Consider the following 14183-nt stretch of genomic DNA (forward strand, 5'->3'; position numbering starts at 1 on the left):
TTGAAGGAGCTATGCTCCCAAAAGGGAACATAGCATTATTTTAATAAAATCTAGAGGTTGTCTTACTTCTTACGTCTTTTTTGTTTTCCCTTTTTTAATGTTATCGCTGCCCCTGTTAAACTAATTAACATTCCTATTGTCCAGAATGCTAAGGAGGAATCATCTCCGGTTTTCTCTCCTCTTCTCTTTCCCGTCTTCCCGTATATCATATCCAGCCAAGAGGGATTGAAAGGTGATTTGTGATAGGACGCAGTGATTTTTCCAACCTTTACCGTTTCGTCAGGAGGTACTGTCTGTGGTTGAGTGGGTGGCACCGGCACTGGATGTCCGTCATCTGTTCCTGGATTCTTTAGGTCAGTCATATATACATCTATTATTTTAACTTCTTTTGGAACAATAATTTCTACAGTCTCAGAAAATTGGTATCCATCTGGTGGTTTTATTTCTTTTAGTATGTATGTCTCTCCAGCTTCCAACAGCCCTTCTATTTTAAATTCTTCCGATCCAGAAGTAAAATCTGGGACAATGATTTCTCCTTTCTTGTTTATAATTCTTAATATAGCACCTTCCAGCAATTTTCCCTTTGAATCAACCTTACGAATGTTTACTTTTGTCGTGTCATTTGACATCTCTGCCATTGTGACTTCGTTGTTTCTTTCTACCGTAAATAATACTGGTTTTGCATAGGAATATCCTTTTTGAGGCTTTTCTTCGCAGAAGTAATAGGGCTCTCCTGCTGCCAGCTTTCCAATTATATGGTGAGGCGCCTCTGTAGAGATCCATTTTTCTACAATTATGCCGTTCTTATCTCTCACACTCATGAGATTTCCGGGGAGTTCTTGATTGTCTGATACAGATTTCTTAGATAACACGACGTGGGTTTCATAGTTCGTCATAATAACCTCATCAGGACTTCCGTCCAAGCTTACTAGAAACGAAACATCTTCTCCAAAGGAATATCCTTTTGCCGGAGATACTTCATGGAGCAAGTAGCGTTTTCCAGGCATTAATTGACCTTTTATCTCTTTTATATCCTTTGTGGTTGAGAAAATCAGATCTTCACCTTTTTTTAAACCACTGGAATCTTTAATGGCTTTTGTGGGTGACTTGTCTTCATTTAGTATTTGAAGAACGTTGCCTGGTAGCAAAATCTCTGCTTCTGATGGTGTACTTTCAATTAATTTATCTGCTATTTTCTTTATGTAAACTTTAGTTTGCTTATCTTTCATTGTAACTACTAGGTTTTCTGCTTTCTTTGGAACAGTAAACTCTTTACTTTGACTGTAGGAATATCCAGCGGGAGGTTCATCTTCTATCAGTTGATATGTTTTTCCTGCAATAAGGACCCCTTTTAGCAAGTACGGCTTTCCTTCTGATGTAAATGATTTTATAAGATTTCCAGTGCCCTTTTCACGAATGGAAAAGCATCCACCGGGTAATATCTCACCCGTTTCTTCATCTATTTTCTGAATATACACCTCCGTTTTTTTATCTTCCATTATTATGGTCTCTGAAATACCAGTTGTATCTGCGGTAAAAATAATATCGTTCTCATAGGCATAACCTTCAGGAGAAATGTCCTCACGTACAATATATTGATTGCCAGGGTTAATTAGGTGAAACGGAATACTTATTGCTTTTAATTCCTTCCTGGTAAATTCGTATATTACACTGTCATTTATTGCATCAATAAGACTGTAGTGTCCACCAGTAATTAATCCTCCAGTATCTCTGTCTACCTTTAGGAAGTTTAGATTAACCGGACGATCTTCCACATCCAGATTGTCAATCATACCAAGATTGTTGATTGCAAATCGGTAGATACCGCTTGTGATTCTACTTCCATCACTATATACCGTTGTCTCTTTCAGACTATAGTTTTCTCCGGTCTTCAAAATATCGCGAATGGTGTTGTCATCCCTATTATTCTTAAATACTGCACTTTGAAGATCTTTTGTTACTTGTCCTTTTATAATATTATTCTGGGGTTGACCATTTATATCAGGTACAATGTCGTATCCAGATGCGGGTTCTTGAGTAATTTCATACTGAGTGCCATAAGGTAGTCCTGGTAGAGTCAAATACTCATTGCCTTTAAGAGTAATACTTCCTTCTCCTTTTATACGCCCTTTGACAGATCCACTATAAGCCTGATACCCACTTAATAATACCTGTGACGGATCAATTAGCTTTATATGATAGGTGAATTCATCTGCCTGGTTCTTACCCATTCCAGTCAATTTGTTCACTAATGTAATTGATCCAGGGGGAGCAATCACGTTGGTAAGGGTAGTTTGATTTTTTATTTCTTTGGCAGTTGTATTAAAATGTACCGTTGCCTGTTTTCCTTCCTCTCCATCTACCACCACTACCAGATCAACAGTTCCCTTTTCATGAGGTGGAACTTCTGATATGTTCCAGGTGATGATGTTGTTTAATTCACTTCCATGTTTGCTAGAACGCAGGTATTCCAAATTATCACCGAGCACTGCCTTTATGGAAATGTCAGTCGGTTGGTTGTAGGAGTTCTCGTAAGAAATGCTGTATCTAATAACATTTCCATTTTTAACTGCACTATGATTTGCTCCAATGTCACTAGTAACCTGGGCGATTGGAATCTCTTTTATTAATGGATTATAAATGGTATGATCATAGTTATTTTCATTTATGATCCAGCTTGAAAGAATGTTTCCATTAAAATCTGTCAGCTCCTGTTTGGTTTGTAAATACGTTCTGGTTGGAAGGTTATAGTTTCTGCTCTCATTTAAATAAATCCGTTTCGTTTCCTTATTTGTCTTCAACGTTCTTCCATCAGAATATTTGGTATACTCTGTAATCTCATATAAATGACCATCTTCAATCCCGTTTTTCTCTGATAAAGTTTGATTGCCGCTTGTTCCTATTATACTTGGTAATTCTGTTCCACTATCAAGGTCCTTTAATGCGGTATAAACTTTTACGGGTACCCGGCCAGTTATTGTAAGTGCTTGGATGGATCCATTGCTTTGTGCCAATTTGATAACATTAAAATCATTTGAAATATTTTGGATTCCTGTCCCAGACTTGTTCATGGTGAAGATTATTGGGTTTGATGTTGTATATCCAGTTGGTGCTTTTGTTTCCTCAAGGATGTAAACTTGACCCGCAGACAGTTTTTTAGATAGAGTGAATCCATTTTGACCGGATATGGTCATTTCAATCGGTTCTCCCACTTTTTGATATGTACCATCAACTACGGTAGCTTTATAAACTGCTATTTCAGCACCTTCTAATGCTAGGCCTGTATTAAAATTGGTCTTTTTTATGATGATATTTGTTGGGTCGTTAATTACGCTTTGGGTATCAATTACTATCTTCTCGCTTTGGGTTTTATCAAATTGAAATGTTCTAATTCCTCCTTTGATTTGGTATAGGTCAGGTGGGGATACTTCTTCTATTGTATAGGTATAGGGTTTTATAGTTCCGTTTGCCAGCACAATTCCTACAGGGAGATCTTTTAAAACTGCACTTCCTTCTTTGTCGGTCGCCATGTGCCAGAAAGCTCCTGTATTGGTGTTTGTTACTTTAAATCGGGCATTTTCTAAGCCCTCCGTGGTGTCAGAAGCTTTTTTATTAATTTCCAACGCTCCAACGGTTGGAATATTTGTTATTTTGTAAACTGGATTTTTTTCTGTCTCTACTTCTATTTTCAGAGGATCTGCTTTTTGCATATAAGCTGGTGGAGTGATTTCTACGATGTAATAGGTTCCGTATGCTATCTTGCTGATCTGGTGAGGTTTTAGATCTCCCACTTGAAATCCTTCGATGATCTTGTTGTTGAATTGATCCTCTTTGGTATAACGTCCGTCAGATCCGGAAAACCAGGTCTCTATAAGGTGCACTTGATCTTTTAGCAAGCTTCCATCCTCCGAAGCTATGTATAAGGCAAGTTCTGCTCCTTCCGCTGCATACTGATTGGTTCCATCTGTTACCACCTTCAAAACATTGATAAATTTCTCTACATTCTGTAAGCTAAATCGCTGTACGGCTCCTGTTTCTGTTAGGGTAATTGCTTTTGGATCAGCTGGTTCGAATCCGTCTGGGACTTTTTCTTCCACCAGGACATAGGCTCCAATTTTCTTTCCATCCTTTTCTGCGTTTAGAGGCAGATAATCGAAACGGTGCATTCCCTCTAAGGTATCATAGGATTTTATTGCGTTATGTTCCTTATAGTTGAACTGGTATTCAAAGATCAAAGGCAGTTTTCCGTCAGAATCTAAGGCACCATTTGTCACATTACGATAGCTGGTAATTCGGATTGTCGCCCCGTTATCGGTAGTCCAAGTTTGAGTCGTGTTTTCTCCCTTTCCGGTTAATATGCTACTTGCCCGTTCTGCGCTCCGTTTTCCGTTTCTGGTGTACCAGGTAAGATAGGTAAGACCTTCTCCCTTTTCCCTGTATGAGGCTTCAAAATCGGTGAGGAAACTGGATTTGTTGTCTGTAAAGCCCAGGAAGCCTTTTATGCGGTCTGCAAATTTTGTGCTCTTTTGTGTCAGATCTGTGTAATCGCTCAGATTGTCCGTAGTCCAGTCCCCTACTTTTTTTGTTGGATCGTACTGTGGTTTTCCTCCTTCCATCAAAATGGTTCCGTCTTGATCTGTCTTAGCTTCGTAAAGAGCCAGCCCTGCAGGGTGATCATTTGGTAGTAGAGATTTATCTCCCTTACTGTCTATGTAGTATTTATAGATTTCCAACTTTGTGTGATCATTGGTCAGATCAATGGTTTGAACATCACCGGCGGGCTTTACAGTAACCTCTTTTGATGTTCTTACATATCCGCCTGCTGCTTCGCTCTCTTCCAAAATGTAATCTCCAGCCGGAATACCTTCCAAGTACTTGGCCTTTCCATCTGAGATCCAGTCGGCTACGATTCGTACCGGAGCGTTGTCTGCCGTATTCTCTGTGGTCCATTCTGCCGGTTTGTCTTCCGCTTTTACTAGGTAATAACCTTTTGGATAGGCGTTGCTGTCCGTAGTGAAGACCCTCTTGGCCTTGTAAAGCAACAGATGCGCCCCAGTAATCTGTTTGTAACTGTAAGCACCTTTTGGCTCTGTCACCACTGCGTGCCCCGCTTCAACGGGTACAAGGTTCCCCTGGGGGTCTGTCCCTTGATGATAGTCACTGACAGCATCCCCCGCACCATCGGGTATGACCGGAATTCGGTACTGGCTGGCGGCATCCGTCTTTGTGATTTCTACCTTGATCTTTGAATCTTCCAAACTGGCTGTCTGTACCTCTTTGCTTTCCTTCACCGTGATTCCTTGGGGAAGCCCTTTTTGATAACCAGAAGGGGCCTTTAGCTCTTCCATAATATACTTCCCTGGGATAACACGTTTTAACATGTCCGCTTGTCCCACTGTCATATCCGATTGGAACGGATTGTTCGGATATTTTTCTCCAGTAAACCAGGTGTTTTCCATTACCCAGGCTTCGCCCTGACGATGGTATAGCTTTGGATCGTCTGTGATATTTTCCTCCGCACCTATGGAGTCTCTTTCTGATTTATTATTGATCCGATAAGCTACCTTATTGAATGCATCTAAGTGATCATCGTATTTATAGCGCACGTAATCCCCATCAATATCATAGATAGGATCTCCCTTTTTATAGGTTTCGTTGGACTTCTGATAATACTCTGGTAGGCCATGACCATTTAATACGGGATTCATGCTCTTTTGAAAGGTTTTCCCCTGGTACGTTCCAGTGGTATACTCCTGGTCTGTGTCTGCATTCACCGTAGCAATCCGGAAGGTTTTAATCTTTTCCCTGGCTATGATGGCCCCGGTCTTATTCTTTGATAGCTTTATCGGCCATACAAGAAGCTTGTCTCCCTCTTTGGCAGAGTCTGCCCCGATACTCCGGGTAAAGGCCATACCGGTGGTAGGATTAACAAATGCATCCCGGTTTCCTTCTTCATCTATGTGATAAAGCATTGTACCGGAAGGAAGTGTCAGGCGCTTATCTGCCTTTGTATAGAGAACTTTACTTAAATCTCCTTCGGTCAGTTCAAAGACTGGCTTCCCGGCCTTTAACACAAAGATGGATTCCCGGTTTTTTACAGATACCTTATTGCTGTTTCTGTCATAGCCGTAGACTGCTCCATTGGGTCTAGTCTCTGTAACCGTAAGATCTGCCAGAGAATAAAAGAGAATGTCAGTATCCTCCCGGTCAATGGTCTGATACGTCCAGGTACCTTCCCCGGTTCCTCCGGACAAGCTTCCTTCCTGATCCTGTTTGTTAATAAATTCTACCGTATCTCCAGCGTATCCTTTTTTCACTCTCATGGACTGAACGTTATTGTTCCGGTCCCTCATCACTTCCACGCCGTCATATCCGTAATCGCCACTGTCTCCGTTTTCTTTGATCTCAATGGCATCGTAAAGCGCCATCTTTGCTCCGGCTGCGTAACGGTTTTTATCGTCAGCGGTGTCCAATGGTCTTGAGACCAGGCCATATCCGGCAAACACGCCATTGAAGTAAACTGGCTCCACATCTTCTCCTGCTTCTTTTCTAGCAAGAAGTGCTTCTAAGGTTCCTTTGAACCAGCCATATCCTAAGTACGTTCCGTTTTTATAGCCAAATTCTAAATTCTCCGTTCCATATCTCTGCTTTAATTCCAGCTCTGTTCCTTCCACTCTGGTTTCTGTTTGGTAGGTGACGGTTTGCGCAGAATCTTTAATTTTAGATACTTCTAAGCGGATTGGCGTATTTCCAACATAGACCCTTGCGGTATCTTCCTTTAAATCTTTATTCTCATAAATGGCTGCGGCCACTCTCTCATTACGGTTACCAGCTAGGTAATAGGTGGTCTGATCGGAATAGATCTCAATGGCTACTGGCTTTGTTCTCACATAACCAGCCGGAGGCTTGACTTCACATAAGACATAGGTTCCTGCTCCGAGTGGCTCTGGTGTAACAAGATATCCGGTGTTTTGATCCTGATTCCCTGTTCTTGTGTTATCCTCTTCCTTGGCCTGAAGACCGTCCCTTATGGTGGTAAATGCTACAAACTGTCCGGTTCTTCGTCCTTCCTGATCGGAAAGAATCACTTGCTTTGCTTCCTCACAGATAGGAGTCCCTGCCGGGACGATTCCTGTCCATAGAACCTGATCCGCTTCCCCTTGTAGATTATCAACTTTACTAATTTTTTCCGCTCCCATGGCTTCTAAAAACTCCTTAGAGCCTTTGATTTTGGTATCTGTTTCATAGAACTTTACCAGACCATCCATGGTTTCTCCGTCTTCTCTGGAAGCGGCATACAGGGCAAAAATAGCCCCATCATGCAAGATGTTTTCTCCAGTTTCTGGATCTAGCTTTTCGACTCTTAACCGGCTCTTATAAAAGGTGTTTGTAAACTTCCGGTATCCATACCCTTTATAGCTGGAGGCACCATTCTGATTCTGATTGGTATCCGTCTGCTCATTCGCTGGTTCTGTCACAGACCAGGGGACTAACATGGAAGCATACTTGCCATCATAGGCGGTCTGCATTCCCTCCATGGCCGTTACGTGATCCCGATAGGCCACTCCACCATTTGATGGAAAGGCAACCTGGTCATAGATTTGTTTGTCCTCTGAAATAGAGCCATAACGATAGATTTTCTCTACGCCATTGGTCTCATAAGTGGAACCGTTTGGCGTTGTCTTTCCAGTGTTTCCATCGTCTGCCAGGTAATGGCTGCTAGGGCTACCTCCGGCTTCTTTGGGGTGAATCATGGTGTTATAGTAATCCTTTCCTGGATCATTTTTTTCCTGGGTGATGGTAAAATGCCCTTTCCCGGATGGATCTCCAGGAGCAGAGCCAGAAATTGCCTGAAGGTCCAACCCATAAGGATAAATCTCATAATCTCCTAACCGGCTGTGTGACCGGATCACATATTTACGCTTATCCTCTCCATTCTCTCCCGGCCATTCCTCATTGAAACGGATGTGGTATTTGGAAGAAAGCTGAGAAGCGGTATCTGCCACACTGTAACGATAATAGTTGGCCAGCTCCTCCGGTGTTTTGTCTGATCCGGATTTCCCACCTTCGTATACGGCTGGAAGCTCAATCTCCTTTGGAACATCTGTCTTATAATGCTTGTTGAAAAGATCCCCTAACTCCTTGTTAAAGGGCTGCTGTTCTACTGCCACGTAGGTTCCGTAGGGGAGATATTCTGATACGCCATAACAATACTTTGCCTCTCCATCTTCCTGGTCAGCGCTTAGGGTTGTCGTATCCTTATCTTTTCCTCCCTCTACTTCACTGTCCCAGTGAATGGAATAGATTTCATCAAGGTCATAGCTGAAGAACGGTTTTAAATAGTTCTCTGCTTTCTTAATGGCTTCGGACAGAGCCTTATCATAAATCTCATCCGGATATTTCTCCGATCCTGGAGCTCCCTCTGTTTCTCCGGCCGGATTCTTTTTTACCAGCTTTGCCACTTCATCGTCTAAGTACCAGGTAATAGCAAACTGGCGAACATGATCCGAACGCTGGGAGTTGCTTTCTGCGTCTCCTGATGTATTGATGTTATTTCTCATGTTCAAATTGTTATGAATGGCCGGGTATTCCTTCTCTCCTCCTTCTGTTCCGAATAGGAGTTGTTTGATCCAGGCAAATGGTTTGAATGACGTGCTGCCATTGTCTGTCCGGTCCCATTTATCTTCATTGGCTACTTTTATTCCTTCAAAAAACTTCTCATAATTGTAACCGCTGATTTCCCGGTCGTTTCCTGCTTCATCCTTAACCTTCTGCAAGCCTTTTTCTAAAATAGCTGTATATCCTGGATTTTGATCTGCATTGATATAATTATTTGTGTAACTAAAAAGTTCAGGATTGGCGATTGCTGCCTTGTTAGAGTCCTTTTTAAGCGGATCGGTCTCATGGTCTACGTTGGTGTATAGCTTTTGTGCTATTTCTGGGAATGAATCCCGATAAGACTTAATATCCACGGTATTTCCATTCCGATCTTGCCAGAGAATGCTTCCATCCTCTGTCCAGTAAAGCCGTTCTAAGTTGGATTTTAAATAGGCTTTAAACCGGAAGTTCTTCTTATATGCTGCGTTGTTTTCTGTTCCACCGCCCTCTTTGGTATACTTATCCGTTCCTCCAGCGTTTGCATAAGTATTATCTTCATAGGTTCCATCCGCTTGAACTGATATATCCTTTGTTATCTTTACCTTCTGCATAATGGCCCGTCCTTGTAAGGAAACGGGGGCTTGTCTGGTCCCGCCGTCAGAATCAATCCGGGTCCGGTCATAGCGAAGCGTCACTGATTCAATGTAGCTTCCAGCACTGGCCATCTTTGACGTGACAGAAATGTTAACATAGTACGCTGCATATTCCTCTGAGGTTATATAGGTCCCTTCTACCAGCTCTGTATTATATTTGATCCGGTACTCTTTTGTTTCGGTCTCATCACTTCCAGATGCTTCTATGGTATATCCCGTTCCGTCATATATGGCAGTTACAGGTGTGTCTACGTCCTTTAATTCATAGCCCGGTGCTACTTGGATCTCTCCCTCTACCATGACCTTTTTAATACTTCCGTCATTGTTTCGGATCGGTTCTCCTTGGTTGTAGGTCCAGTAAGTGCGCTCCGGGCTTTTCTGCAACGTGATTGTGTTTAGATCTTCTGGGAAAATAGCCTGTTTCTTTGAAAGTTCTCCGGCTTTTACCTTAGCAAAGGTAAGAAAGCCGTTACTATTTTCCTTATAATCCTCTAGCTGATCAACGGTGTAGGAAAGATATACATATCCAGAAATTTCAGCTCCCTTGATCTTGTAAATAATTGGTTGTTTGACAAAGACTATTTTTCTGGCTTCATCGTAAATACCGGAAGAGATCGAAGTGCCTACCCGGTAGGAATAACGGATCACTGCATTTCCATCGGTGATTTCCTGAATGCGTAAGCAATTAAAAACGGAAAGTCCAGCTTCCTCCATGCCTTCATATAGGCTTTTCGCCTGTTCCTCAAAGGTTTCCCCCTCCACAGGGACTAACATCCAGGGCGCTCCCTCATCTGGTTCCTTAAAGGAAGCTTTCTTTAATGCTGCATTGGCATCATCCATTAAGTCTTCTGTGTTTTTCTTATCTTCAAAGGTAGGAATGGTATAGCGCAAAGCATTGTCCGGACGAACTGCAGTGTAATCATATTCCGGATCGGATACCTGGCTTACCACAACGCTCTCTCCATTTGGTAGAGAAATGGTATCCCCTGCCTTTGCAGCCACGCTTTGGCCGTTTATAATGACCTTGGCTCCTGCTTCTTCTGCCAGGGCAGTTTCTTCTCTTGATACATACTCCGTATGGCTTCCCTTTGGATCTTCTACAATCTGGCTTCTTGTTTCATAAAAGGAAGCTCCTGCCGGGATTCCCTGGGCATAGATCTGATATCCATTGGTGGTACCACTGCTTTTTATGGTAAAAGAATTGCTTTTCTTTAAGCGGTCCACCTCTAGGCTTCCTGCCGTAACCGTTCCCACTGCCGATGGATTTCCTCCAGCTTCAAAAGCTTCCCGGTTTGTGAGAGATGCATCCTTTCCATAAACGGAAAGTTCATACCCCTCCGAGCGGGCTAGTTCTTTAATGTAATACTGGGTTCCGTCTGCACCGACTAAAAGTGGCCGGCCAATCCAGGCATTTCCATTTAGAGCCTCATTGTTTTCAATGGGGTAGAAATGACTTCCTTCTCCGGTCCCGTCCCGTCCCTGGTTGGAAGAAAGCTTTTGATATCCGGAAGAAGTCTCATTTCGGCTATCTGTCATGGAAATATTGCTTCCACGGGAGGTATGGCCTTCAAACCGCTCCATATCTGCTTCTTTATTAATAGCTTTTCCCATAGAGGTATAGAGATTTGTGGGGGCATGATCTGCAAACCCACCTTGTGATTTTTCAATGACTCCCGTTTGATAGTTAAAGGTATAGCCAGGGGTCTGGGTAATGGTTAAAAAACTGGCATCTCCGTTCCGGTCTGTCGTTGCTACGGAAACTAAGTTATCCTTTTGAAAGACAACTCCGGAATGTCCGTCAGGATGGGAAATATCCGTGGCTGCAAACAGCCCATAAACGGCTCCCTCCATGCTGCCATCTCCCTGAGTATCTCCGTAAGCGTTGTAGTTACCAGTTTCCCCATTCTTTAGATCCATGTCTTTTTTATTGATATGGATATCGCCCTCCACCCGTTGATCGTAAACGATAAAAGTCCAGTCAACGATAGAAGAATCTGGTGGAGAGATCCGGCTGGTCTCCGTGGATTCTGGAAGTGAAGATAACGAGGAGCTTCCTCCAGAACCCTTTTTCTTACCGGTAAGTTTAAATAGAGAGTTTGTTTTATCCACTACCATTCGAAGGCTTGATGTAATGTTCGCCTTGATGTATTCAAAAAAGCCAGTGAAGGAGATTCCACCGTTAATAGCATCTGCTTGGGATAAAGTGGCCTTTTTTTTCTTGACTGGTTGGGGAAGTTCCACAGGAAGTGTTTCCGGTATCGTCTCTGCCAGCGTTTCCACTTGGGACTCCTGAGTCTCTTCTACCCATTGTACCGTTGTTTCCTCCGGTACATCTGCTTTCGTTTCTGCTTCTGCTCTAATTTCTGTTTCTGCTTCCGTTGTAGCTTCCGTTGATTCTGATATTGCTTCTTTTGTTTCTTCCGCTTCTGTTTCCGTTTGACTCTCAGTTTCGGTTTCTAGCTGTGTTTCTGCTTCCGTTTGTTCCATTGTTTCATTATCTGAAGAGGTTTCTACCTCTGTATCAATTTCCGTCTCTTCTTCATGGTGAGATACAATGAACTCCTTTTCGTCAACCAGATCTACTTGTTCTACGGCACCAAAGCCCATTAGTAAATCTTGTCTGGAGGTGAAATCATTTTGCTGAATGAAGGAAGTATCAAAAGAATTGGATTCTGATTCCAAATCTGATCCTTCCTCCATGCTTCCAGAGCGAAAACCAGAGGAACTATAATTCTTATACTCACTGGAGGAAACGGTTCTCCATTCCACCGGGATATCATCGGGGTGGCTGCCATGAAGGGCATAACCTGGAGCCGGTGTGGTTTCCTTGGCCGAGTACTCATAATCTAAGGAAATGAAGTCCTTATAAAACTGATCCCGGTCCTGTTCTAATGCTTCCTTTTGTGGTGCGCCGCTTGTATCAATGGCATGAAAGAAACCGCCTTTTTCTACCAGGCGCTCACACTCCTGCACTCCTGCCAGCCACTCGTCCCATTTGGTATCATGAAGGGCCTGGTTCCGTTGTTCCACGGCTTCAATCTCATCGGCATTGGTCTGTTCATCTGTCTCTTCGTCATACTCTGGTTCTGGTACTTCTTCGTACTCAATGACCGGAGCTGGATGGCCAGAACAATACCCTTTTTCATAGGTATAATTTTTATTATCAGAGTGGGCTTTTTTATTCACTATCTTTCCTTGGGAATCCACGTAGTGAAGTTCTCCGTTTTCACCTGTAATATGCTTATCTGCTGGACAAGGATCTTTTTCCGGATCACTCCATCGCTCAAACTGAGAGCCGGATGAATTCCCCTGGTTATAACGGTTTGAATCTGAATCATTTAATCCGGTATCTCCGCTGTAATTGTTAGAGATCCGCTCTTCATCCCCTCCCGCATCCTCTTCCCAGGAAGCCCCAGATAAAGAGCCGAGGTTGGAAGAATAGCTCCCCGAATCATCAAGGTCCAGGTCTGTATCATCAAGCTGAGAATCATCAAATTTCTCTAAGATATCAAACTGGGAACCAGCCATAGGCTTTCCGGTTTCTGAATCAAAGGTAGACAGGGACACGTTATAACTGGCTCCGAACCCTTCCGTATGTTTGTATCGTTTTACTTGTCCGCCTTTACCTGATCCAATACGAACGTGAACCTCTAAATCTTTGTCAAGCTTGGCTGCAAAGTAAGTTTGAGAACGATCAAAAACGTACTTATTATCACCTGGGATTTGAGTATAAAATTTAAAGGTTGCAAGCTGGGCTGATCCAAGGTCTTTGGCTAACTCTGCCCCCACCTGCGTAGGGTTAGCCCAGTAAAGGATACCAATCCCTTTCCCATCTTCTGGAACCTCACCTGACGGTGAAGTAAACACAAGACCAGCATCTGTAGGACCGCTGTATGTCCAATCACCATACAGATCCTTGGCTGAAAAACCTTGATAAAAAGCTTTTATCGCTTCATTGGGATAAGGAATTGTAATGGTATATGCATCTGTAGAATGATCCATCTTGGCAAAGTAGACCGTTTCTTCTGAATCAGTTTTAAAATATTGTGTAAGATTGGCTGCATCCCATATATTTCCAAACATCCATTCTGCCCAGTTATTACAGCCTTTAGCTTTATAACTTTCCGGTATCTGAGTACTGGATAACTGCCGATATACAGATCTATCCCCTACGGCATTGGGATTCATCTGTTGAATGACTGATTTATAATTTGCATCATCACGAAATAAGTCCAGGTCAGTCTTAAAATCGCCAGTAAACTTACAATAATCTGCAGCCATCCAGTTAACAATGGATGCAACAATATATTTTGCTGTCCCTGCATTGGCATCATTACAGGCTTCAATGCTATCATTTCTTCCCATATGAGTCGCATAAACAATCATAAGAAAGTTAAAATTCTTAAGAACCGGATTGTTTGCATTATCTCCTTTGGGAAATGCCTGGGGTGGATCTTCTGGTGCCCATACTTTCTCTAAAAAAGCTTGGCTACCAAGGTGAATCATTTCATTTTCTGTATGACCTTCTACGCAGTAGATAAAGGTTTTATCAAACTCCTTATAAGTTCCGTTGCTGTGCTGTTTATTTTCAACAAGATATTGCTTCGCCCCCGCCGGAAAATTTCCATCTTTTACTGGTGCCCCTAAGTGAAACACCTTATTTTCATACATTAATCCTGTAGGCTGATAACCATTGATACTTATATCATCACCATATCTGGATGAATCCCAAGAAGGTAAGGACACTGCTTCAATCACCTGTGCATAGTCTGCAAAGGAAACCATGTTTCCAGGTATGTATGGTAAGAAGGACATCGTGGTTATAATTAAAGCCATAAATCCGGCTGTTTTTCTCTTAATATCAATCTTTTGTAACAGTTTTTTCATTCTTTTCATCCTCTAATTTGCAATAAAAAAAGACTACCGATTATG

At 42.5% G+C, this 14183-nt stretch carries 1 protein-coding gene; it reads right to left on the reverse strand.

Going from position 1 to position 14183, the window contains the following annotated elements:
• Window positions 1-62: 62 nt before the first annotated feature.
• Complete coding sequence (locus BET01_RS10225) at window positions 63-14138, reverse strand: MSCRAMM family protein (protein WP_120196700.1); 14076 nt, start codon at window positions 14136-14138, stop codon at window positions 63-65.
• Between the last annotated feature and the right edge of the window lie 45 nt (window positions 14139-14183).

Source organism: Lacrimispora algidixylanolytica (assembly GCF_003609635.1).
Classification (GTDB): Bacteria; Bacillota; Clostridia; order Lachnospirales; family Lachnospiraceae; genus Lacrimispora; species Lacrimispora algidixylanolytica.

What these genes read in the sequence shown, in the direction of transcription:
- BET01_RS10225 (WP_120196700.1), bottom strand. Translation starts at nt 14,138, where the DNA reads ATGAAAAAACTGTTACAAAAGATTGATATTAAGAGAAAAACAGCCGGA.